General features: G+C 65.0%; 20 protein-coding genes, 4 pseudogenes and 1 riboswitch. Of the genes and pseudogenes, 20 read left to right on the top strand and 4 right to left on the bottom strand.

Going from position 1 to position 23660, the window contains the following annotated elements; translation table 11 throughout:
• Positions 1 to 3: 3 nt before the first annotated feature.
• From Q1A87_RS17210 to Q1A87_RS17125, 19 genes and pseudogenes are all read left to right on the top strand, one after another.
• Positions 4 to 990, top strand: a complete 987-nt coding sequence (locus Q1A87_RS17210; protein WP_299654047.1) for an NAD(P)H-quinone oxidoreductase — start codon at positions 4 to 6, stop codon at positions 988 to 990.
• Positions 991 to 1226: 236 nt separating this feature from the next.
• Positions 1227 to 1964: an ABC transporter ATP-binding protein gene (locus Q1A87_RS17205; protein ID WP_299654044.1), complete on the top strand. Its 738-nt coding sequence runs from the start codon at positions 1227 to 1229 to the stop codon at positions 1962 to 1964.
• On the top strand, positions 1939 to 2553 hold the full coding sequence (locus tag Q1A87_RS17200; protein WP_299654041.1) for an energy-coupling factor transporter transmembrane component T: 615 nt from the start codon (positions 1939 to 1941) through the stop codon (positions 2551 to 2553). The genes Q1A87_RS17205 and Q1A87_RS17200 overlap by 26 nt, the downstream gene beginning before the upstream one ends.
• A complete protein-coding gene (locus tag Q1A87_RS17195; protein WP_299654038.1) occupies positions 2554 to 3105 on the top strand; it encodes a biotin transporter BioY in 552 nt (183 codons plus the stop codon).
• A gap of 316 nt (positions 3106 to 3421) precedes the next feature.
• Positions 3422 to 3868, top strand: coding sequence for a transposase (locus Q1A87_RS24240; protein WP_363323016.1), 447 nt, complete (start codon positions 3422 to 3424; stop codon positions 3866 to 3868).
• A 530-nt stretch (positions 3869 to 4398) separates the two neighbouring features.
• Positions 4399 to 5154 carry an apolipoprotein N-acyltransferase gene (lnt, locus tag Q1A87_RS17190; RefSeq protein WP_299654035.1) on the top strand — a complete coding sequence of 252 codons (756 nt, stop codon included), beginning with the start codon at positions 4399 to 4401 and terminating at the stop codon, positions 5152 to 5154.
• Between the two features lie 7 nt (positions 5155 to 5161).
• A riboswitch (SAM-SAH riboswitch) is annotated at positions 5162 to 5209 on the top strand.
• 4 nt (positions 5210 to 5213) lie between these two features.
• A complete protein-coding gene (gene metK / locus Q1A87_RS17185) occupies positions 5214 to 6398 on the top strand; it encodes a methionine adenosyltransferase (RefSeq protein WP_299654032.1) in 1185 nt (394 codons plus the stop codon).
• A 105-nt stretch (positions 6399 to 6503) separates the two neighbouring features.
• Positions 6504 to 7016: pseudogene (locus Q1A87_RS17180) on the top strand (IS5 family transposase); the annotation flags it as partial.
• A gap of 166 nt (positions 7017 to 7182) precedes the next feature.
• A complete protein-coding gene (locus tag Q1A87_RS17175; RefSeq protein WP_299654029.1) occupies positions 7183 to 8298 on the top strand; it encodes a hypothetical protein in 1116 nt (371 codons plus the stop codon).
• A gap of 57 nt (positions 8299 to 8355) precedes the next feature.
• Positions 8356 to 9651 (top strand): HupE/UreJ family protein, encoded by a 1296-nt coding sequence (locus Q1A87_RS17170; protein ID WP_299654023.1) that lies wholly within the window; start codon positions 8356 to 8358, stop codon positions 9649 to 9651.
• A gap of 1074 nt (positions 9652 to 10725) precedes the next feature.
• Entirely contained in the window at positions 10726 to 10920 is a 195-nt protein-coding gene (locus Q1A87_RS17165; protein ID WP_299654020.1) for a type II toxin-antitoxin system VapB family antitoxin, read from the top strand.
• On the top strand, positions 10917 to 11276 hold the full coding sequence (locus Q1A87_RS17160) for a type II toxin-antitoxin system VapC family toxin (protein WP_299654017.1): 360 nt from the start codon (positions 10917 to 10919) through the stop codon (positions 11274 to 11276). Before Q1A87_RS17165 ends, Q1A87_RS17160 begins: the two co-directional genes overlap by 4 nt.
• A gap of 359 nt (positions 11277 to 11635) precedes the next feature.
• Positions 11636 to 12214, top strand: a complete 579-nt coding sequence (locus Q1A87_RS17155) for a recombinase family protein (protein WP_299654014.1) — start codon at positions 11636 to 11638, stop codon at positions 12212 to 12214.
• Between the two features lie 148 nt (positions 12215 to 12362).
• Complete coding sequence (locus Q1A87_RS17150) at positions 12363 to 14459, top strand: M10 family metallopeptidase (protein ID WP_299654011.1); 2097 nt, start codon at positions 12363 to 12365, stop codon at positions 14457 to 14459.
• Positions 14460 to 14561: 102 nt separating this feature from the next.
• On the top strand, positions 14562 to 14909 hold the full coding sequence (locus Q1A87_RS17145; protein ID WP_299654008.1) for a hypothetical protein: 348 nt from the start codon (positions 14562 to 14564) through the stop codon (positions 14907 to 14909).
• 204 nt (positions 14910 to 15113) lie between these two features.
• Positions 15114 to 15242 carry a hypothetical protein gene (locus Q1A87_RS17140; protein ID WP_299654005.1) on the top strand — a complete coding sequence of 43 codons (129 nt, stop codon included), beginning with the start codon at positions 15114 to 15116 and terminating at the stop codon, positions 15240 to 15242.
• A gap of 50 nt (positions 15243 to 15292) precedes the next feature.
• A pseudogene (locus Q1A87_RS17135) lies at positions 15293 to 16609 on the top strand (IS3 family transposase).
• Positions 16610 to 16781: 172 nt separating this feature from the next.
• Positions 16782 to 18374 (top strand): solute:sodium symporter family transporter, encoded by a 1593-nt coding sequence (locus Q1A87_RS17130; RefSeq protein ID WP_299654002.1) that lies wholly within the window; start codon positions 16782 to 16784, stop codon positions 18372 to 18374.
• Positions 18375 to 18711: 337 nt separating this feature from the next.
• A complete protein-coding gene (locus tag Q1A87_RS17125) occupies positions 18712 to 19659 on the top strand; it encodes a PfkB family carbohydrate kinase (RefSeq protein WP_299653999.1) in 948 nt (315 codons plus the stop codon).
• Here the strand turns inward: Q1A87_RS17125 and Q1A87_RS17120 are convergent.
• The gene (locus Q1A87_RS17120; RefSeq protein WP_299653996.1) at positions 19647 to 20822 is read right to left on the bottom strand and encodes a sugar-binding domain-containing protein; all 1176 of its coding nucleotides are present in this window, start codon (positions 20820 to 20822) and stop codon (positions 19647 to 19649) included. The two genes, Q1A87_RS17125 and Q1A87_RS17120, sit on opposite strands and share 13 nt — an antisense overlap.
• A gap of 111 nt (positions 20823 to 20933) precedes the next feature.
• Between Q1A87_RS17120 and Q1A87_RS17115 the strand changes: the two genes are divergently transcribed.
• Complete coding sequence (locus Q1A87_RS17115) at positions 20934 to 21584, top strand: beta-phosphoglucomutase family hydrolase (protein ID WP_299653993.1); 651 nt, start codon at positions 20934 to 20936, stop codon at positions 21582 to 21584.
• Between the two features lie 252 nt (positions 21585 to 21836).
• On the opposite strand, the pseudogene Q1A87_RS17110 reads toward Q1A87_RS17115, so the two are convergent.
• From Q1A87_RS17110 to Q1A87_RS17100, 3 genes and pseudogenes are all read right to left on the bottom strand, one after another.
• A pseudogene (locus tag Q1A87_RS17110) lies at positions 21837 to 22103 on the bottom strand (WGR domain-containing protein).
• A gap of 43 nt (positions 22104 to 22146) precedes the next feature.
• On the bottom strand, positions 22147 to 22608 hold the full coding sequence (locus tag Q1A87_RS17105; protein WP_363323015.1) for an H-NS histone family protein: 462 nt from the start codon (positions 22606 to 22608) through the stop codon (positions 22147 to 22149).
• Between the two features lie 134 nt (positions 22609 to 22742).
• Positions 22743 to 23601, bottom strand: a pseudogene (locus Q1A87_RS17100) (transposase); the annotation flags it as partial.
• Positions 23602 to 23660 lie beyond the last annotated feature (59 nt).

Raw genomic sequence — 23660 nt, 5'->3', positions numbered from 1 at the left:
CATATGACCGAGAGCATGACCGTCATCGAGATCTCCGAACCCGGTGGCCCCGAAGTCCTTGCAACCGGCCGCCGCCTCGTTCCCGAGCCGGGGCCCGGCGAGGTTCGCCTGCGCGTGACAGCGACCGGCGTCAACGGCCCCGATCTCGTCCAGCGGCGCGGCCATTACCCGCCGCCGAAAGGGGCATCCGACCTTTTGGGGCTTGAGGCCTCCGGGGAAATCGTGGCCGTTGGCAAGGAGGTCGGACGCTGGAAGGTCGGCGACCGTGTGGTCGCACTGACCAACGGCGGGGCCTACGCAGAGTACGTGGCAGTGGACGCTGAGCATTGCCTGCCGATCCCCGACGGGGTCGACGAAACCGACGCGGCGGGTCTTCCGGAAACCTACTTCACAGTCTGGAGCAACATCTTCCATCCCGGCGCCCTGCCCGAGGGCGGCATCCTCCTCGTCCACGGCGGAGCGGGCGGGATCGGCTCCACCGCGATCCAGATCGGCAAGGCCATGGGCCTGCGGGTCTTTACCACGGCGGCGGAGGCGGATTGCGCGTTCTGCCGCGAGATCGGCGCAGAGCGTGCAATCGACTTCGGCCGCGAGGATTTCGTGCAGATCGTCCGGGAGGCCGGCGGCGCCGACGCAATTCTCGACATCATTGGCGGCGATTACGTGGCCCGCAACATCAAGGCGGCGCGGGCCGATGCGCGTCTCGTGCAGATCGCGTTCAACAAGGGCTCCAAAATCGAGATCGACCTGATGCCGCTTATGTTGAAGCGGCTCACCCTCACTGGCTCAACGCTTCGGTCGCGCAGCCCGGCGTTCAAGGCTCAGATCGCGCGAGAACTCGAAGAGCAGGTTTGGCCGTTCTTCGGTGCGGGCAAGCTGAAGACGCTGACGGATCGGGTCTTACCGCTCGACCTGGCCGCACAGGCCCATGCCACCATGGAGGCCGCGGATCACCGGGGCAAGATACTGCTCCGTCCCGAACCTGCGTGATCGCCGTGAGGGAACGGCACGTGGCGCAGCGCGGCCGGCTCGCCCGAACCTCCGGCCTCGCCGCCATGGCGTGGGGCGGCAGATCGCCTGCCGAAGGTGATGCGGGATGGTCGAGTTCTTGCACGCGCACGCCCTCGCCGGTACCGGCGAGCTGCACCGCGCCGAAATATATCGGTGGCGAAGCAGTGCCCGTTCAGACGATGACACTAGAAACCCTCTCGCCTGGCGATCAAGGAATGGATCACCCCGAGCGGCGCAGCCGGCTCGAACTTTCGAGCATCGGCCTCGTTCGCGAGGGCCGTCGGGTGCTCGGTGTTCTCGATCTCGACCTCGATGTCGGCCGACTGGGCGTGGTGGGGAGAAACGGATCGGGCAAGTCTACGCTAACGCGGCTTCTGGCGGGACTCGTCTGTCCGACTTCCGGGACCGTGCGGCTGAACGGGATCGACCCAGCCGCGGATCGCCGGGCGGCCTTGGCCGAGGTCGGCATCCTGTTCCAGAATCCCGACCACCAGTTGATCTTTCCCACCGTCTTGGAAGAGATCGCCTTCGGTCTCGGCCAGCAGAGCCTCTCCCGCGCCGAGGCGGAGGCGGAAGCGCGCCGAATGCTGGAGAAATTTGGGCGTGTCCATTGGGCCGGCGCCTCCGTCGCGACCCTGTCACATGGTCAGAAGCACCTTGTCTGCCTGATTTCGGTCGTGGCCATGGCCCCCCGACTTCTCGTTCTCGACGAGCCGTTCGCCGGACTCGACATCCCGACGAAGATGCAGTTGTCGCGGCACCTGCGACGGTTCGAGGGAAACGTCCTCCACGTTTCCCACGATCCGGCCGATCTCGGCGATTGCGACAGGGTGCTGTGGCTGGATGAGGGCCGGATCTGCATGGTCGGACCTGCCGAACAGGTCCTGCCGGAGTACATCGCTGCTATGAATGACCTAGGGCGGAACCATGATCTCGCTGACCTCCCCGGTTGAAACCCGAGCCCATGCATGGCCGGCCGGCGCTAAGCTTGGCGGGCTATGTTTGGCCACGGCGGCACTCTTCTATCTTGACAGCTTAGCGCTGATCGCTGCGGTCGCGGTCCTAATCCTGACGCTCTATTCACTCCCGGGTCGGTCCTTTATGGCGTCGGGCCTGCGGCGCCTAGCGAGGCTCTGGCCGTTTCTGATCGTCGTCATCGCCTGGGCAGCGATTGAGGGACGCCCCGCTCACGGGCTTGGAATTGCCCTGCGCATGATCTCCGCCGTGGCGCTGGCCAATCTGGTTACCATGACCACGCGACTCACCGACATGGTCGACGTAGTCGCCTTCCTATGCCGGCCGTTCCGCCGCCTCGGCCTACAGACCCGGGCACTCGAGATCGCCATCGCCCTGGTGATCCGGATGACGCCGGTCCTCCTTGATCGGGCCGAGGACCTCATGCAAGCGTGGCGAGCCCGCTCGCGCCGCCGACCTGGCTGGCGCATCATCCTGCCCTTCACTCTTCTCGCCTTCGACGACGCCGAGCGTGTGTCTGAGGCCCTGAAGGCGCGGGGCGGCCTCATTTCCAACAAGGAGACCTGAATGGAACGCAACGTGGCCATGATCGCGCTCTTCGCGGCTCTCATCGCCGTTCTGGGCCTGGTTCCACCGATCATCCTGGCCTTCGGCGTCCCGGTTACGGCGCAGTCGCTGGGGGTGATGCTCGCCGGCACCGTCCTGGGCGCGCGGCGTGGGGTGATGGCAGTCCTGCTCTTCGTCGGCCTCGTCGCCCTAGGCCTGCCGCTTCTCGCCGGCGGGCGCGGCGGCCTCGGCGTCTTCGCCTCGCCCACCGTGGGCTATCTCGTGGGCTTCCCCGTGGCGGCCTTTGTTACCGGCTGGATCGTCGAACACTGGCGGGGCGCGAACCTCGCCCTGGTCGCGGGCTTCGCTGCCGTGGTCGGGGGAATCGGAATCGACCATGCGTTCGGCGTCGTCGGGATGGCGGTGGTGCTGGACCGGTCGCTGGCCGAGGCGGCCCTCCTCACTGCGGCCTTCATCCCCGGAGACCTTCTGAAAGCGGCAATCGCGGGCATGCTGACGGCCGCGCTCGCGCGCGCCCGGCCCGGCAGTGTTCCGTCCCGCGCCAATGTCTGACCTGCCCAGTCCGGCGTCCTGCGGCGCGATAATAAGGTCTCCTCGACGCCGGCCATGCGAATGTCGTCGTGCATCCGACCCTCGCGCTCGCACGGGATGCGCTTTGCATATTGGTATGCCGTAGTGGCTGTCGCCGAACACCCGGCGGAGCGCTGGACACCTCCGGAAACCTCGCTCTGAGCAGGGTTTCGTGATTCACTCCGTTTCCGAGAAACAGGGGCGTAGCGATGACGCGTCAGCTGGGTTCTGGTCGATCACGGAGCGGCTGGCGGAGATCTCCGCGCAGGGTGATCTGCTGGAGACGCTGGCCGCGACGATGGAGTTCGAGATGTTCCGGCCGGTGCTGGAAGGTGCCCTCGGTCGGCCGCAGCGCTGGAAGGGCGGCCGGCCACCGTTCGACCCAGTGCTGAAGTTCCGGAAGTTGGTCGTGCAATCGCTGCACGGGCTCTCACTCGACCAGACCGAGTATCTCGTCCGGGACCAGCTGTCGTGGATGCGGTTCTGCCAGTTCGGGCCGGAAGACCGGGTCCCTAACGCGAATACCCTATGGGACCTCCGCGAGGCGTTGGTTGCGCCGGCGCGCTGGAGAATCTTTTCAAGCGCCTGGACTAGGCCATCACGGCCGCGGGCTACCCGCCGCGGGGCAGCCAGATCGTCAACGCGAGCCTGGCCGCGGCGCCCCGGCAGCGGAACACCGAGGGGGAGAAGGCGGCGATCAAGGATGGCCAGTCGGCTGACGAGCAGAAGGCCCGCATGGGGATAATCATCTGCACGATCGGGCTGAAGCGCCCCTAGGCGACGATCACGCTCGCCAATCTCGTCTACAACATGACCCGATGGCGGTGGATCGACAGCCGACCTGCACCCGCCTGACCGGAAAGGGCGGGCGATCCGGCCTTATAAAACGCCAAAGACGGTCCGAGGCCGCTCGCCAGGGCCGTATCATGCACCCCGCCAAGCTCAGAGCGCTGCTGCGAGTCAGCAAGCGGAGGTGTCCACCTTTCTGTTCGGCCTCTAGAGGGCGCAGACATGCAGGACATCGTCCCAGGCCCGACCGCGGAGCGCGTCCAAATCGGCACTGGGCTTGCCGAAAGGGGGGATCTTCGCGTCGAATACCTCGCGCGTTCGCCCCTCCGCGACCGCCTCCGAGAAGACACCGTTTTCCCAATCGGTCGTGCTCAAGCTCGAGGCAGTTCTACAGGTCGTGAGCCAGCCTGCTGAAGCGCTGGTGATAGGCCAGCATCTCCTCGGGCGTCGCATCATGCGGCAGGGACGGCACGGAGGACTGTTGCGTTGCTGGTCCTCGGTCAGGGATACTTGTTCTACGGCGTGTCGCTGCCAGCGGCGCCCGACGACCTCCGGCCGATCCTTGCGGACGCGGCGGGGGGCGAGCCGTTCCTCATCGGCGTGCAGCGCTACGGCCCGGACGGGCACCCGCGCAATTCGGCTGCGCTTCTTGAGGGCCCGTCGGGCGAGGTCGCGGCGATCCACGACAAGCACCGGCTCGTCCCCTTCGGCGAGTTCCTTCCCATGCAGGGCCTGTTCGACCTTGTCGGGATCGGCCCGCTGGCGAGCCGACTCGCCGGGACCTTCGCGCCGGGGGACGGGCCAGCGCTCCTCGACGCGCCGGGGGTCGGGCCCGTTCTGCCGCTCATCTGTTACGAGGCGATCTTTCCGCAGGACATCGCGCGCGTCGACCGGCCGCGCGCGATTCTGCATCTGACGAACGATGCCTGGTTCGGGCGGCGCTTCGGGCCGCAGCAGCATCTCGCGCTCACGCGGCTGCGCGCCGCGGAGTCTGGGCTCCCGGTTCTGCGCGCGGCCAATACCGGCATCTCGGCGGCGATCGACGCGCGCGGGACGGTGCTGGCCAGCCTGCCGCTGCAGGTCCACGGGCATCTCGACGCCGCCCTCCCGCCGGCGCTTCCGCCGACCCCGTACCTTGCGACCGGGGATTGGGCGGCGCTGATAACCCTTTTCTTGCTCGCGGCATGCTGTGTCATCTTTTCCGGACGAATCGGAGTTGTGCGTCTCCCCGATCGTCCCTAGTCGATAGCGGTCGCTCCAACGGCTTCCTGACGGGGCGTGACCATCAATCGGAGCACCCCATGAGCAGCCGCAAGAACTATTCCTTCACCTCGGAATCCGTCTCCGAGGGGCATCCGGACAAGGTCTGCGATCGCATTTCCGACGCCGTCCTCGACGCCCTGCTCGCGGAGGAGCCCGAGGCGCGGGTAGCCGCCGAGACCTTCGCGACCACCGACCGCGTGGTGATCGGCGGCGAGATCGGGCTGTCCGACCCGTCGCGACTCGCGGACATGATGGGCCGGATCGACGGCATCGCGCGGGACTGCATCCGCGACATCGGCTACGCGCAGGAGAAGTTCCACCACGAGACGGTCGAGGTGACGAACCTCCTGCACGAACAATCGGCGCATATCGCGGCCGGCGTCGTGGCGACGAACGAGAAGGAGGAGGGCGCCGGCGATCAGGGGATCATGTTCGGCTATGCCTGTTCCGAGACGCCGGAGTTGATGCCCGCGCCGATCCACTATGCGCATGCCATCCTGCGGCGGCTGGCAGAGGCGCGCAAATCCGGCCGCGAGCCGATGCTCGGGCCGGATGCCAAGTCGCAACTGACCTTGCGGTACGAGGATGGCCGCCCCGTCGGCGTCTCGTCCCTCGTCCTGTCGACGCAGCATATCGACGAGGACCTGACCTCCGACGACGTGCGCGCCATCGTCGAGCCCTATATTCGCGAAGTGCTGCCGGAGGGGTGGCTCGACGCCTCGACGGAATGGTGGGTCAACCCGACCGGCAAGTTCGTGATCGGTGGTCCCGACGGGGATGCCGGCCTCACGGGGCGCAAAATCATCGTCGATACCTACGGCGGCGCGGCCCCGCACGGAGGCGGGGCCTTCTCGGGCAAGGACCCGACCAAGGTGGACCGTTCGGCGGCCTATGCCGCGCGCTATCTCGCGAAGAACATCGTGGCGGCGGGGCTGGCCACGCGCGCGACGTTGCAGCTCTCCTACGCGATCGGCGTGGCGAAGCCGCTTTCGATCTACGTAGATACGCACGGGACCGGAGAGACCGACAACGCCGCGATCGAGCGGGCGGTAGCGGGGGCGATGGACCTCACACCGCGCGGCATCCGCACGCATCTGGGCCTCAACAAGCCGATCTACCAGCGCACGGCGGCCTACGGCCATTTCGGCCGCGCGCCGGACGAGGACGGGGGCTTCTCCTGGGAGCGGACCGATCTAGCGGCGGCAATCACCTCGCGGCTCTAGAGCGTGTCGCTCTTGATTGGATTCAGGATTCCCCTGGCGGGAGGCCTTGTTGCGCAAAGCCTTCTCGGGATTCACATCGGGAGTCCGGCGGCATAGCTGGGCGGGATGTCCAAGCCTGCACCCACACGCTACCGCACCCTGAACAGGTCGTCCTACAACGCGTCGCTGCGTGAGCGCGGTTCGCTGACGATCTGGTTCGATCCTGGCATGACTTGGCACGCGGCGCCGTCGGGCAAGCGCGGCCGTCAGCAGACCTTCTCGGACGCCGCGATCCAGACCTGCCTCACGATCAAGGTGCTGTTCGGCCTACCGCTCCGGCAGACGATCGGCTTCGTGGCGAGCCTGCTGAAGCTGGCGGGCCTGGACTGGCCAGTGCCGGACTTCTCGACGCTGTGCCGCCGTCAGAAGACGCTCGCCGTGCAGCTGCCCTATCGGGGCTCGGGCGGATTGCTCCATCTGCTGATCGACAGCACCGGCATCAAGGTCCGGGGCGAGGGCGAATGGCACGCGCGCAAGCACGGCGGGGCTCGGCGGCGCGTCTGGCGCAAGGTCCATCTCGCCATCGACGAGGCGACGCTCGAGGTTCGCGCTGTCGAGTTCACCGACAGCGGCGTAGGGCGGACCGCTAACCGCTAACCGCTGCGACTTTACAGGAAACAATCTTGCTTATTCGTTGATCGAATCACAAATTCGTTACACAATCGATCCGTGCGCAGGGAATAACACCCGGATTGCCAGTCTGACCCGTCGGTAAGTTCCTGCGCAGGCTTTGGGAGGAGCTGACATGACACGGATCGATCAGACAACCGGCGGCATAGCCGCCGGGCTAGTGGCGCTTGCCCTGTCGGGCATGGCTCTCACCGGCCAGGCCTTGGCGCAGGAGCCGCCCGAATACCAAGTGGATCCATCCTGGCCGACCATGCCGGAGGGAGAAATTCTTGGTCAGGTCGCGGGCATCGCGGTTGATGGACAGGACCATATCTGGATCGTCCAGAGGCCCGCCTCCCTTACGGAGGACGAGGCCGGCGCCGCCCAGAATCCCCCGCGTTCCACGTGCTGCGTGCCGATGAGCCCGGTCGTGGAGTTCGATCAGGACGGCAACGTCGTTCAGCAATGGGGCGGCCCCGGAGAGGGCTACGACTGGCCTGAAAACGAGCACGGCATTTTCGTCGATCAGAACGACAACGTGTGGATCGCCGGAAACGGCGAAAACGATCACCAGGTGCTGAAGTTCAGCCGTGACGGCACGTTCCTCCTGCAGATCGGCCGCCCGGGCGAAACCGGCGGGAGCAACGACACCGAGCTTCTAGGACGGCCCGCGGATATCGAGGTCGATCCCGAGACAAACGAGGCCTACATCGCCGACGGCTACCAGAACCGGCGCGTGATCGTGTTCGACGGCGAGACCGGGGAATACCTTCGCCACTGGGGCGCCTACGGGGAGGAGCCAAACGACGGTGAACTCGCTGCCTATGATCCCGAGGCTGAGCCCGTGAACACGTTCGGCAATCCGGTTCATTGTGTCAGGATCGCCGATGACGGTCTGGTCTATGTCTGCGACCGGGTGAACAACCGCATACAGGTGTTCCAGAAGGATGGAACATTCGTGGAGGAGTTCGTCTTCAACCGCGAAACTCTCGGCAACGGCTCGATTTGGGATCTCGACCTCTCCCCGGACGACGCGCAGACTTGGCTTCACAATGCCGACGGCGAGAACAACCAGATCCAGACCATCAACCGTGAGGCCGGTGAGCTGGTGGACCGCTTCGGGCGTCATGGCCGCTACGCCGGTCAGTTCCACTGGGTCCACAACCTGGCACTGGATTCGTCCGGGAACATCTACACGGCCGAAGTGGACACGGGAAAGCGCGCCCAGAAGTTCGAACTCGTTTCACAATAGGGTGCGGAACGTCCGGCCGCGGAACGAAGCGGCCGGACGCCTGCGAAGGAGATCCGGATGCTGCGCCTCGTCTCATTCGTCCTCGCCATCGTGCTCCTGCTTCTGCCGGCCGCAGGGCGGGCGCACGATCTGCCGGGAGAAATTCTCGTCTCGGGATTCTTCGATGCACGAAAGGACAGGCCGGAACTCGTCCTGCGCGTGCCGCTGGTTCTCCTGACGAACGTCAACTTGGCGAAGCGCGGGCCGGGCTACCTCGACCTCGCGAAACTCGACGACGGGATGGCGCGCGCCGAGAGGGCCGTGACCTCCGCCTTTGCGATCGCGTCGGCAGACCGGATACTAACGCCGGTCGAGGTGCAGAGCCGCATATCGCAACCGTCCGAGCGAACCTTCGGAACGTTAGAGAGCGCCGCCGAGGCGATCATGGGCCCGCCGCTGCCCGCGGAGAGCAATATCTTCTGGAATCAGGGGTTCTTCGACATTCGCTTGCAGTATCCCGCTGTCGGTGTTGCGGCCCGCTATGCGCTGCGGATGGACCTGCCACAGGGTCTGACAGATCGCATTCTGATTTCCATCAGCATCGTCGGCGAGGATGGTGCACTCAACGTCCTCGACATCGACGGCTCCGTCGAAGAGATCGCCCTCGATCCCGCATGGTACCAGAGTGGCTTCCTGTTCCTTACCAAAGGCGTCGAGCACATCCTGATCGGCACGGATCACCTGCTGTTCCTGCTCTGCCTGATCCTTCCACTCTATCGCGATCTTCGGCGGCTCCTCGGCGTGGTCACGGCCTTCACGCTGGGCCATTCCGCTACGTTGGTTCCCGCAGCATTAGGGTTTGCCCCTTCGGCGAGCTGGTTCCTTCCGCTCGTCGAGATGCTCATCGCGGTATCGATCCTCTACATGGCTATCGAGAACGCCCTGGGCCTCGGCAGCCGGTTCCGCTGGCGTCTCGCCTTCGGGTTCGGGCTCGTACACGGATTCGGCTTCGCGAGCACGCTGACAGACGTCGTACAGTTCGCCGGCTCTCATCTCGTGATTTCCCTCATGTTCTTCAACGTCGGCATCGAGATCGGGCAGGTTCTCCTCTTGGCCGTCGCCGTGCCCTTCCTTGCATCGATCTTCCGGACCCCGGGGATGGAGAGGGCTGGAATATTGGTGATCTCCGTCCTCACCGGCCATCAGGCGCTGCATTGGGCGACAGAGCGCGCTGCGGAGATCCGGCTCGAAACAGGGTTTGGCACGGACCTCTTCATCGTCCTGACGTGGATCGGCCTCGCGATTGCCGCGGCCTTGGTGATCTGGTGGCTGGGGGGTAAAACCCGGAACCAGAAGAAGGCGACCCTTCGGTAATGGCGAAGTAACTTTGTCCTTGTCGCCCGCCCGACGAGACGAGTCACTGAAGGCGATAGCCTCTAGTTTCCATCTTGATATGGTCAGCCTTCAATCGCCATTCGCAAGGGCAGTGGCCGAGCATACACCAGGGTTTTGCCGTTCACCTGTCCGCAGAAGTATCCGCAACCAAGCGGGCGCGGATCGCGTGGGACTTCATGGGCGCGCGCGTTGCGCTACGGCGTGATGGGGGACGTGGCGATCCACGCCTCGTGCTCTACTCCCTCAATGCGATTGTTCTTTCGTCGACTTCCGTATCGTACCGCTACCGAGCGTCCCGGAATCTCGCAGTTATCGAACTCATTCTCTGCGACTTCGCCGTTGGTTGCTGTAGATCAATCGGTTCGGTCGGAAAAGATCACAAGGTGTCCTCCGGTATGCGTTACGTCCTGTTCCACGTCCTTGCCGTGACACTCGTCGGGGGATGCCAACCTGCGACGGAACAGAGGGTCGCACCGACCGCAGCGTCGACGAGCGATCCTGTCCCCCTTACGCGAGCGGCAGGCGCACCGAACGAGGAGACTGAAAACAACGCGCAGGTTCGTGCGACGCTGCTTCGGCGAAACCAGGGTCAGATGCAGGTTTTCGACGCAGATTCAAGAAATGGACGGCGCCAGGACATCCTCGCTCCCGCCCGGCCGTCCGTACCACCCGTTCGGACAGTCCCGCCCCAGGGCGAGATGTGCAAAGCCTCGATCGGCCCGAGTGAGGTTACGCGGTACGTGCCGTGCAGCCGGACCTTGCCATCCTGTCAGGTCGCGACATTGACCCAGCCTCGCGACTGCTTCTTTCGCTATTGATCGCGCAGACCCTGCGCTGCTGTGACTGCGACACACTTTGCGTCGAATTTCATTCGTACCACGGACCGCCGGTTGTGGCGCGTTTGATCGGTTCTGCAGCATCAGTGGGTTAGTCTATCCAGAAACCCCGTTCGGAATTCTGACAGTTCTGGGAGGTTTTCGGCGACCGGTACGGACCGCTTGCCGTGAACGGATTTGTGCATCACATGACACTTATCTGAATGCGGAGCTTGCCATGCGTACGACGGTGACCCTCGACGATCAGCTTCTTGATCAGGCAACGCAGCTGACGGGTGTCCGCGAGCGCGGCGTTCTCCTTCGGGAGGCTCTGACGGCGCTGATCGAGCGCGAGAGCGCCAGGCGGTTGGCCCGGCTAGGCGGCACCGAGCCGGAGATCGAAGCAGCGCCCCGTCACAGGCCGCCTGCGTGATCCTGGCGGACACGTCGATCTGGATCGATCATCTAAGGGCTGGCGACGCCGAGCTGGCGCGTCGGCTTTCTACGGGAGCGATTGCTTGCCATCCCTTCGTGGTCGCCGAAATTGCCCTCGGTTCCTTGCGGGACCGGGACGGCGTGCTGACCCTTCTCGACCGATTGCCCGGATTACCCGTGGCAGAGGCCCATGAGGTACGGACCTTGATCGACGCCCGGCATCTGTTCAGCCGCGGCATCGGGTATGTCGACGCGTCTCTCGTCGCGTCGTGTCTTCTGGCACCCGGCTCGTCGCTCTGGACACGGGATCGCCGTCTCGCCGCAATCGCCGAAGAGCTCGAAATCGGACTCTAGCTGGATCCCCCGCCTCACAGTGAGTGTTATCACAGGCGGAATGCTCAAGCCTGCTCCGACGCACGAACGTACCATTTCGTCGATACGGTCCAACACGGTGCGATCTGGATCGCGGTCCGACATCCCACAGACCACCCGGAAGAGGACGATGCCGGGTGCTCTGTAATCGGACAAGCCGCGGCGGGGACACGCCTGCGGACCTTCCTGGTCCGGTGACGACGGCGTCCGGCAAACCGACATTTGTCGGAGCCGCGACAAATATGTCCGAGAATACCTTAGGCGACGAGATGTCGGACAACTTGATTGCCGGACGGGTTTGTGGACGGATGGCGCCGACGTCCCCTTTTCGAACCTTTCCCATGTCCCTCATCGGATACGCCCGCATCTCGACCGCCGAGCAGAGCCTCGCCCTGCAGCTCGACGCCCTTGCCGCTGCGGGTACGACACGCGTCTTCGAGGATCGCGGCGTGTCGGGTGCGAAGGCCGAGCGACCGGGCCTGACGGAGGCGCTGCGCTACCTGCGCGAGGGCGACACCCTTGTCGTCTGGAAGCTGGATCGTCTGGGACGCTCCATGACGCATCTGCTGCAGACCGTCGCCGACCTCGAAGCACGGGGCGTGGGTTTCCGCTCGCTTACCGAGGCCATCGACACCACCACGCCCACGGGGCGGCTCGTCTTCCACATCTTCGGCGCGCTCGGGCAGTTCGAGCGCGACCTCATCCGGGAACGTACCGGGGCCGGCCTCGCCGCCGCGGCTGCCCGTGGTCGCAAGGGGGGCCGACCAATAGCCGCCACGCTCGAGAAGGTCTCCCGTGCCCGCCGCCTGATCGCGCAGGGCCTCACCGTCCGCGAGGCCGCGGCACGGGTGAAGGTCGGGAAGTCCGCCCTTTACACCGCGCTCAGGGCCGATGCGGCCCGGGCGGCGGCGGACAAGTAGCGTCTGCGGGAGCAAGACAGAAAGCAGGGCGATCTGCAGCCCTGACGATATTCGTGCTTGCCTGAATCCTCAAAATTGAGATGACCTAGGGTCATTGTGAAGCGTCTTACCCGTTGGCGGAGGACGCTCGTGTGGGGGGAAAGTGGTAATGAGTGGGACGTTTCATCCCGTGGAGCGGGTGCGGCCGATGGACGAGGTCGGACCGTATGACGATACGGTCAAGACATTCCTCAATGGGCTCCTCTGGGGCACGCGATGGGTCGGGAGCGAGATCACCTACGCGTTCCCCGACAGCCGGTCCGAATACGCCTACACGCCCGACGACACATCGCCCGGGACCGACAGGGTCAAGGTCGCGCACAGGCAAGTGCTGCGCGAGTTCGAGCCCATCACCGCGCAGCAGGAGACAGCGGTCGCGTTCGCCCTAGACGCGGATGTCGGTCCCAAGGCCAGTGCCGCGGTCGCCGTCGAGGGCTTCACCAGACTGAACGTGTCGGAGCAGACGTCGTCCGGTAACGAGCAACCCGCCCATCTCCGTTTTGCGAATACCGGAAGCGAAAAACTCGGCACGGCCATGGTCGCCGACTTTCCGGGCGGCCTCATAACCCCGACAGCTGAGGACGACGGCGATATCTGGTTCGGGCCGAGCTACAGCGGCTATCGCGAGCCCGAGGCCGGCAACTTCGGATGGTTCACGCATCTCCACGAGACCGGCCACGGTCTCGGCCTCAAGCATCCGCACGACAAAGCGGGTTGGATCGAGACCGTTGCCGAGGAGTGGGACTGGGTTGAATACTCGGTCATGTCCTACCGGAACTATGAGGGAGAGGACCCGTTCGCCGACAATCGCATCGAAGGTTGGAGCAGTCCCCAGACCTTCATGATGGGCGACATCGCCGCTCTTCAGTACCTCTACGGCGCCAACTACGACATCAACGCCGGGGACACGGTCTATTCCTGGTCGCCCTCTTCGGGCGAGACGCTGGTCGACGGCGAAGTGGCGATCCGGCCCGGTGGCAATCGCATCTTCGCAACGATCTGGGATGGCGGCGGAACCGACACCTACGACCTGAGCGCCTACCGGAGCGATCTGTCGCTCGATCTGCGGCCCGCCAGGTTTTCCCATTTCAGGGACAGGCAGCTCGCCGAACTGGATGAGGGCTACGACATCCGTGCCCGCGGCAACATCTACAACGCCGCGCTTCACGAGGGCGACACCGCCTCACGGATCGAGAACGCCATCGGCGGGCGTGGCAACGACCTGATCGTCGGCAACGCCGCCCGCAACGTCCTGACCGGCGGCGACGGGCAGGACGAGCTCTGGGGCCTGCGCGGCAGCGACACCTTCCGGTATGCAGGCGATGTCGACCGCGCGGACGGCGCGGACGTACTCTACGGCGACAAGGGCTTCGACCGCATCCTCCTCGAGGGCGACGGACGCTACGATCTCTCCGGCCTGTCCGCCCGGTCCGTCGAGGTGTTCCGGTTCGCCACCGGCGCCGACGAGGACAAGCGCCTGATCCTCTCGACCGCGACGCTCGAGGCTTCCCGCGGGTTCGACGACATGATCGTCGTCGGGAACGAAGCCGCCGACAGCAGCGACACCCTGGTCCTGCGCGTCCAATCCGAAGCGGACGCAGATGTTTCGCTGCAAGACTGGGAGTTCCGGAACTGGGAGAACGGAGCGGAGCGGATCGTCCTGCGCGGCGATGGCGAAGCCAACATGATCCGAGGCTCGGCCGAGGCCGATCGCATCGACGGCAAGGCTGGCCGCGACGTCCTCTTTGGACATGCCGGCCAGGACGGTCTCGAGGGTGGCGGCGGCGCCGACCGGCTGCGCGGCGGTACGGGAGACGACACGCTCGAAGGCGGGCGCGGAGCCGACCTTCTGTTCGGCGGCAAGGGGCAGGACACGTTCTGCTTCGCCGATGTCGCGGACTCGACCCCCGATGCGATGGACGTCGTCCTGGACTTCGACCCGCGGACGGACCGTATCGATCTCTCGGTACTGGACGCCCGCGTGGGCTCGGCGCGCGACGATAGCTTCGTCTTCCTCGGCCTGGCCTCGGCGCGCGAGGTCCGCAAGGCGGGGCCCGGCGCGCTCTGGCTGGAAGAGGATGAAGCCGGCTCCGGCACGATGCTGATGTGCAACGTCGACCGGAACATCGCCGCGGATTTCACCGTCCTCCTGGAGGATGGAAGGCGAGCCGCAGGCAGCTATGATGAGGACGTGTTCATTCTCTGATCCGCGACGAGACTACGGAAGTTTATTCCGCGAACCCAACTAACCGCAGCCCTGTTGGCCGCTAGCTTGTCTGACACTCACGTCCGAAGAAAGGGATCCACCATGACGATCATGCGCATTGCCGCTGCAGCGGCTTCGAGTTGTCTAGCTTTCTCGGTCAACGCGGCAACGCAGCAGGAACTGCAGGACGCTTTGGTCGGCAACACGTTCCAGGGCGACATGGGCGGGGGTGGCTATTCGAGCTACTTCGGCGAAAACGGCACCTACCACGATGCCTCGACGTCCGGCAGATACGAGATCACCGACGATGGCGTCTGCTACCCCGATACGGAGTTCGGCTGTTACCAGGCGACCATCGATGGGACGTTGCTCGAATGGATGAAAGACGGGGAAAGCGCAGGAACGGGCGAAATTCTCGAGGGCGACGCACTCGATTTGATGCCTGACTGACACTCCCGCATGATACGTCCCTTCCCGGCTTCCGTGCCCGGTCGGAAGACTTGATGAAGCGGATCGCTGGATGGCAGGCTGTTGAAACCGTCGTCACGACGATTGCGAACGCAACAAAGCCACATCTCGTGCCCGGCCTTTTTCACCGATATCGGTGGTATCGGAGCAGGTCGAGAAGCATACGCGGCGAACTGACGAGACCGAATGGCCAAACCGCGGCACCCCGAGATCGTCACCGTGGCAATCGCCGTCAATTCGACGAAGTCCGACGATTATCCGGCATTGCTTCCCGCTCACCGCATCGGCCCGAGATACGGCTGGTCTGCCCCCTGAAAAGTGGTCCTCCCTGAAGTAGGCTTTCGAGCCAGATGGAGGACGAAGGAATGGGACAGAAGAGGCATAAGCCGGAGGAAATCGTCGCGAAGCTCCGGCAGGTCGACGTGCTGGTATCGCAAGGCCGATCGGTGGCCGAGTCGGTGCGCTCGATCGGCGTGACGCAGTTCACCTATTACCGATGGCGCAAGGAGTTCGGGGGCCTGAAGACCGACCAGGTGAAGCGCCTCAAGGAACTCGAGAAGGAAAACGAACGGCTGCGGAAGGCCGTGTCCGATCTCACGCTCGAGAAGCTGATCTTGAAGGAGGCTGCCTCGGGAACCGAAGGTCTGCGTCAGCAAAACTTCTGAGCCCCGCCCGCCGCCGTGCCTGCATCGATCACGTCCGTCAAACGTTCTCCGTCTCGGAGCGCTTCGCTTGCCGCGTTCTTGGGCAGCATCGTTCGACACAGCGGAAGATGCCGCGGGGCCGCCCCCGACGAAGACGCGCTGACCGCGGACATCGTCGCGCTCGCCAGTCAATACGGACGCTACGGCTACCGCCGGGTCGCGGCCATGCTGCATGATGCCGGCTGGGCCGTGAACGTGAAACGCCCCTTCCGGCAGATTTGCGTTGCAAATCGCCTTCCGGGCAACGGACGAGCGGATCTGGCGACGGGAGGGGCTGAAAGTGCCGTCCGAGGCAACCGAAGAAGGGCCGGCTCTGGTTGGGTGACGGATCGTGCATCCGTCTGCGCCCCGAGCGCCCGAACCACGTCTGGTCCTACGACTTCGTCGAGGGCCGGACGCATGACGGGAGGAAGTTCCGTATGCTGAACGTCATCGACGAGTTCACCAGGGAATGCCTGGCGATCAGGATCGACCGGAAGCTGAACTCGACCGCCGTAATCGATGTCCTGACCGATCTGTTCATCCTTCGAGGCGTGCCCGGTCACGTCCGATCGGACAATGGGCCGGAGTTCATCGCCAAGGCGGTACGGGGCTGGATCGACGCGGTGGGGGCTAAGAGGGTGTTCATCGAGCCCGGCAGCCCCCTCTCGGGACATCGCCATGCGATGCCCTGCCGGGCAGTGCATGGGAGAACGGCTACTGCGAAAGCTTCAACTCGAAGCTCCGCCCCTCTCGGCAGATTGCTCTGCAATCGCCTGCCGGGCAACGGACGAGCTGTTAAACGGGGAGATATTTTACTCCCTCGCCGAAGCCCGCGTGGTGATCGAGGCGTGGCGCGTCCATTACAATACCGCGCGGCCACACTCGTCGCTGGGATATCGGCCGCCCGCGCCGGAAGCCGTCCACTTGCCTTCACGCGGCGGTGGTTCGTCTCCGCCTCAGGCAACGACGATGGCACCAAGGCCCGTCATGCACTAAGACTGAAACCGGACCACCCGATAGGGGCAGGCCAAGCAACATTGGGAGACCGAGAGCCTTTTAAGCGGAAGCTTGAGCTGCGACATAGGTATGCCCGCTATCAATTTTCATACCCATCATAAACGCTTTTCGCCAATCCTTACTCCATCAGTAAGTGATCAGGGAGGTGATCATGGGCGTTTTCAACTGGCTCGCATTCATTGGGTTTACCGCGCTCGTCGCGGTTCTGTCCTATGTCTGGACGCGGGGGACGGACGAGGAGCATTCGGATGGGTATTTCCTGGGCGGTCGATCTCTGACCGCGCCCGTGATCGCCGGCTCGCTGCTCCTGACGAACCTGTCGACGGAACAGATCGTCGGCCTGACGGGGCAGGCCTATTCCGAAGGTATCCTCGTCATGGCTTGGGAGACGCTCGCCGCGATCGCGATGGTGGTGACCGCGCTCGTCCTTCTTCCCCGTTATCTCAAATCGGGTATCTCGACGATCCCGGGCTTCCTCGAGGAACGTTACGACGCACAGACGAAGACGGCGGTATCGCTGCTCTTCCTGTCCGGCTACGTGATCGTCCTGCTGCCCATCGTCCTCTATTCGGGCGCGCTTGCCCTTTCCACAATGTTCGACGTGCCCGCACTGCTCGGCGTGAGCGACACGGCCGCGCTCTGGATCACGGTCTGGGCCATCGGCATCATCGGCTCGATCTATGCGATCTTCGGGGGCCTCAAGGCGGTCGCCGTGTCCGATACGATCAACGCCGTGGGCCTCTTCGCAGGGGGATTGCTGGTTCCGCTCTTCGGTCTCATGGCGATCGGCGGGGGCAATCCGTTCGTGGGACTCTCCACCCTGTTCGCCGACAACCCCGAAAAGTTCGACGCGATCGGCGGTCCCGACGCGAGCGTCCCTTTCGCCACGATCTTCACCGGCATGATGCTCGTGCAGCTGTTCTACTGGGGCACCAACCAGGCCATCATCCAACGGGCGCTCGCGGCCCGGGACCTTAAGGAAGGACAGAAGGGCCTGCTCTTCGCCGGCGTCCTGAAGATACTGGGGCCGATCATCGTCGTGCTGCCGGGCATCATCGCCTGGCACTTGTTCAACGGCGAGCTCGAAGTCGCCGATCAGGCCTATCCGCGGCTCGTCTCGGAAGTCCTGCCGTTCCCGCTCAGGGGGTTCTTCGCGGCGGTGCTCTTCGGTGCCATCCTGAGCTCGTTCAACTCCGCGCTGAACAGCTCGGTGACGCTCTTCGGCATCGACATCTATCGCCAGTACGTCCGGACGGATGCCAGCGACAGGCAGGTCGTGTCGGCGGGCAAGAAGTTCGGCATCGTCCTGGCGATCGCATCAATGATCATCGCCCCGTTCATCGCGAACGCGCCGCAAGGCCTGTTCGGGTACCTTCAGGAGGTGAACGGTTGCTACTCCATCCCGATCCTGACGATCATCCTCGTCGGCATCTTCACGCGCCGGGTGCCGCCGCTGGCCGCGAAGGTCGGGCTGGCCTCGGGCGTCGGGCTCTACATCCTGAGCCAGTTCGGGCTGAAGTTCGTCGTCGGAGCCGACGACTATCCGCACTTCCTGCATGTCATGGCGCTGCTGTTCGTCCTGAACGTCTGCATCATGCTGGCCATCGGACGGGCCCGCCCGCGGGAGAGCGCCTTCGTGCCGCGCGACAGCCTCGCGGTGGACATGACGCCCTGGGCCTTGGCCAAGCCCGTGGGTGCGGCGATCGTGGCGATCGTGGTCTCAACCTACTTCATCTTTACCTGACGCGGAGAATACGCCGGGACACGGGCGGCCTTCGGGCCGCCCGTGTCCGTTCGAAGTCACCGTCCGTCGCGTAGGCTGGCGTCGATGCGCGGGGCGGCGTGGGCGGCCTCGCGGACCAGGGCGGCAAAGGCGCGGGCGAAGCGGCGGGTCAGGCGGGTCATGTCAGTCTCCGGTATCGAATACGGTTTCGGTATCGGGAACAGATCTAGGCGTGCCTGACGCTCGGCGGAACGCACAAATCGACAGCCCCGCCTTGCGCGCAGTGCAGGCCTTCACGCCGATTGCCAGGCGGTGCAGCGGCGCCTAGGCTCGCCCCGTTCGGCGACCGGGAGGGGGCATGCGCGTGGCGGTGCTGGGTCCGATCCCTCGCGACGTCATCGTGACCTGCGAGGGGCAGACCGACGAGAGATACGGCGGGGCGCTCTACACCACCGCAGCGCTCGCATCCTTGGGGGCTGGCCGTGTGCGCGTGCATCCCGTCGCGCACGTCTCCGCCGCGAACCTTGCCGACATCCGCGCGCTGCTCGCCGGGTTCGACGCTGTCGATCCCTCCCGCATCTCGGACCGGCAGGACCAGGGAACCGCGATCCGCTTGCAGTATCGCGACCACAACCGGCGCGACGAAACACAGGTCGGGTGCATGACGCCGATCCAGGGCACCGATCTGGACGGTCTCGAAGGATACGACGCGTTCATCGTTGTGCCGATCACGGATTTCGAGGTCCCCCTCGCGACGCTGCGTGCGCTTCGGTCCCGCTCGACCGGACTGATCGCCTTCGATGCGCACGGGCCGACGATGGGCTGCGCCGCCGACGGAACGCGGTTCCGGCAGGATTGGATCGACCGCGACGTGTGGCTGCCGCATATCGACCTTCTAAAGATGAACCTCGAGGAAGCGCGTCACGTCTGGTTCGAACGGACGGACGAGGGCGAGCCGACGATGGACGAACTGCCCCGCCTCGCGGAGATTTGCCTCTCGGGCGGGGTCCGCGCGCTCTACGTGACGCTCGATCAACATGGATGCGTGGTCTACGACCGCGTGCGCGGGCGGTTGCGCGAACGTGTCGTGCCGCGGGTGCAGGTCGATCGCGTCGTGGACACGACCGGATGCGGGGATTCCTTCGCAGCGGGCATGGTGCTCGGCTACCTGCTGCACGGAGATCACCTTATGGCGGCCCGGCTCGGGAACTATGCCGGGGCCCGGCGTTGCGTTAGCCAGGCGCTCGATGCCTACGGCACGCTCGCGGAGGCGGAGGCCTGCCTCGCCGACGCCTACGCCACGTGATTGGGCGACTGTCGGTCGAGCTGCGCCTTCAAACCTTCTGCCGCATCGTGATCCATCACCAGGTGTGACGCCAGTCCGTGCCGGACTGTCTCGAGAAGCGTCGCCGCCCGCTCCGAACGCAGCGCCAGCACGATCACCCCGGCCCGCAGCGGAGTTTTCCGGGCCCGTGCGGCGATCGTCGAAACCTGCGCGAGCGAAATTCCCGTCCACATGCCGTTCAGCTCTTCGATGAGCCGACAATCCGCGTCGCTCGCCTCGGGCCGGGGGATCAACAGGCCGCCGATATCTCCGACGATGAGGGATTTCAGGTCCTCCGCGTCAATCCCGCCCGCGCGAAGCAGGTCGTCGAACCCGCCGAGGACCGGAAGCGCGGCATGGCCGACGCTCGTGATCAGGGCGTCCATGCGCCCGACAAGCGCGTCGGGGCCGTGCAGGATGCGCGCATAATTCGGGGCATTCCGAATAAGGTGCCAGATCGCGTCCCGCCCGGCGCCATCGTAGTGGCGGGGAACGTAGGCGGGGAACCCGGTCAGCTGCGGCGTCTGATGCGGCGCAGCGCAGAGTACCTCGCTCAACCGCTCGGCCATCCGGCTGGAGGACAGCTCCCTCTGCGAGGTCAGAAGCAGTTCGGCGCAGACCGGCACGACCTCCACCTCGGCCTGCGGGGGCCGGGGTGCCTTGGACTGAGCCATGCCGTCGATCACCGCGCCGATGGTCCGCCCCCACGCGACCCCGACGGTCGCCTGATCGCGCAGTCGCGCGAGGATGCCCCCCGCCGCTGCCCGGCCGAACCGCCGACGGCGCAGCGCCATCGCGCCCGCCGTCGCGCCGGGGCCGCTCTGGTGCACGTCGAGGCTCGGCACCGGCAGGTCATGGCGCGCGCAGAACGCCTCCAGCCGTTCCACCAGGCCCGAGGGCGCAAGGAGATCCCGCAGGTCGCGCCGGTCCTCGTCGCTGAGCGCACTGTCGACGAAGCGGCGCTCGATCACGAGATAGCCGGCACGTTCGGCGTGCGACAACAGGCGGGAGACGTGGGATTGAGATACCCCCCCGAGAACGCCACCGATCTCGGCTTGCGGCATGTCGTGCATCGACCACAGATAGGCCGCAAAGCGCGCCCTTCGCTCGTAGGACGCATCACGCAGCGACGCCGTTGCAGTCACGGACCGACCAAGCAGGGTTCGACATTCATAACTTGCATGATTATTCCAGTCCGCGGTTCTGTCCAGAGATTGATACCAAACGCTGGCAGCCCATTCAGACGTCGAGGTCCCATGCGTGCGTCCGGCATCATCTTCGATCTCGACGGCGTCCTGCTCGATACCGTTCCGGCTCATTACGAGGCATGGCAGCAAAGCTTCGCGGCGCATGGGTACGGCTTCGATCCCGCCGCATACCGGCAGCTCGTCGACGGCAGGCTTGCCCGGGACGGCGCGCGCGCGGTGATGCCGACGGCGACGGACAAGGACATCGACGACGTGGTGAAGATGAAGGAGCGGCTCTACCGCGATTGTGTGGATGCCGGACGGTTCGAGGTGTTTCCCGATGCCCGCGACGTCGTGGAGCGTCTCGGTCGGCAGGGCGTGCCGATGGCCGTCGCGTCGAGCAGTTCTCTCGCGTCGCACATCCTCGGTCTCGCGGGCCTCGAATCGCGCTTCGTGGTCATCGTCGGCGGGAACGACGTGGCGTGCGGCAAACCCGCGCCGGACGCGTTTCTGCTTGCAGCGCGGCATCTCGGGCTGCCCCCGGAAGCCTGTCTCGTGATCGAGGATTCCGTGTCCGGTCTCGCCGCCGCCCGCGCAGGCGGATTCGTGGCGATCGGCTTACGACGTTCGCCTGATATGGGTCATCTCGTGGACGCCGATCAGGTGATCGCATCGCTGACGGAACTCGCTTCGTTTCCATGGCAACTCGGACGCCTATGATGACAACGGACACGCAGCCTACCGCGTAAAATTATAGGAGGTTTGATCTGCGGAGCGCAGTCACGGAACGAACTTTCACCCACGATGAAGGTTACCTCGAAATCCTTTACCACTTTTGAACATTATCCGTAATTCGTGTTAAAACGATCTTGAACGGGCCGAAGGCCCGTTCCATTCTGGATTGCAATACGTCTCATACGTCTGACGATCTGCCCGGAACTTGTACGGCGATCCCGACACAGATTGCGACGGTCACCAGTGGTCGTCGTATCCGCAACGCGCCTTCGTCTTGGCCATCTTCAGCAGCGAGGTGATCGCCGCTCCCTCGTCGGCATGATGCTCGACGAGGGTCCGCCCGCCCGAGCCGATCCGGCCCCATTCCCGGATCAGGCTCACGCCGCCGAACAGGTCTGGCTAAACCTGCATGAGATAGAAGCGCCGCATGTTGCGCGCCGGGTCGATCCGCCGGAGCTTCAGCCGCGTCGGAAACACCTCCTGCTGGTCGTCGGTCGGCGGCATCCGTCGGCCTGCCCTTCCATGAGGTTCGTCGCCTGATGCTTCGTCAGGACGAGCTCTTCGGCTCGATCAGAAACTCGTCGAGCGAGGTGCCGTTCGCGAGCGCCTCCTTGATCCACCCGGGCTGATGGCCGCGGCCGCTCCAGGTCAGGGACGCGTTCTCGGGATGACGGTAATTGGCCGGCTGCGGCGTCCGCGCCTTCTTCCCGGCCTTACCGGTCCCGTCGGCGAGTTCGGACAACGAGAAGCCTAGTTCACGGGCCTTGGCCTCGACTTCGGCGCGGGCTTCCTTCTTGCGGCGTTCGTCGTACTCCTCGACCGCCTTGTTCACGTCCTTCTGCAGGGCTTTGAGTTTGTCGAGGTCCAGTCCGTCGATGCCTACGATCGGTTGGTCTCCGTCTGCATCGGGGTGATTTGTATAGATGTCGGTCGGGCGCTCGTCGCCGAGGGGCTGGACTGGGCAATCTTTGCCGTTCCGTCCATTCAAGGATGGTGCGCAATTCTCCATGCAGTGTCGCGCAGATTTCGCCGCGTTCCTGCCCCGGAGTGAGCACGATCTTTTCGACCAGCATCCGTAAGGTCTCGGCCGGCTCTGTTGCACGGGACGTCTGAAGGCCGAGCTCCCCCTTTTCCCGGCCGAGGTCAGACGACGGGTTGAGTGGCGGGGGTGCCGAGGGCAGTGAAGCGGTTCAGGATGGCGATGCGGATCTGGAGTTCGGCTGTCTGGCGGTCGAAGTCTCGGGCCATGTGCTTCTGGCCGAGCAGCTTCATGCAGTTCATCCATTGGCCGGCAGGGCATTGCGAAGCAATGTCCCGAGAGGCTTCGTCGCTGCGCGGCTGCGGCGGTGATAGCCGCTCCATCGTCGCCAGTCGGTGCGGCCGAGGCGCTTGATGGTGCGCAGAGCCTCGTTCCTCGCTCCTGCGCCAGGGCTGTCCCTCTTCCAGGGTTTGGCGTTTCGCCGGGGCGGGATGACAGCGTCCGCGCCGCGGTTCGCGATGGCGTCGCGGCAGGCGCGGGTGTCGTAGGCGCCGTCCACTGCCCGGCAGGGTCATGCGACGCATGATCCCGAGAGGGGCGGTGACCGAGGCGATCGGCTCGCTCTCAGGGACTTGGCCAAGCAGGTCCGGAAGCACGGAAGCACGGAAGCACGGAAGCACGGAAGCACGGAAGCACGGAAGCATCCATTGCCCGACAGGCGATTGCGAAGCAATCTGCTGAAAGGGGGCCCGCGCCGCTGCCGGTGATCTCGACTGCACGAACCTCGAGCGTGCTCTCGTCGACGGCAAGGTGGACCTTGCGCCAAACCCGCCTGCGCGCCCCACCATGTTTGCGAGCGTGCCATTCGCCCTCACCGCGCACCTTGATATCGGTCCTGTCCACTGCCCGGCAGGGCATTGCGAAGCAATGTCCCGAGAGGGGGATCAGCAGATGCAGCGGGCCGCCGCTGCCGCGGTGGGGCAGTTGCACGGCCAGCATCTTTTACCGCCAAGACAGCGTCGAGACTGAGGAGGATCAGCGAGCCTTCCAGTGGAAGGATCGCCCGACGAAGGGCACCGGCC

It is taken from the genome of uncultured Jannaschia sp. (genome assembly GCF_947494055.1).
Taxonomy (GTDB): Bacteria; Pseudomonadota; Alphaproteobacteria; order Rhodobacterales; family Rhodobacteraceae; genus Jannaschia.
The sequence above is the reverse complement of the archived record's forward strand: the minus strand, read 5'-3'. Positions and strand labels throughout refer to the sequence as shown.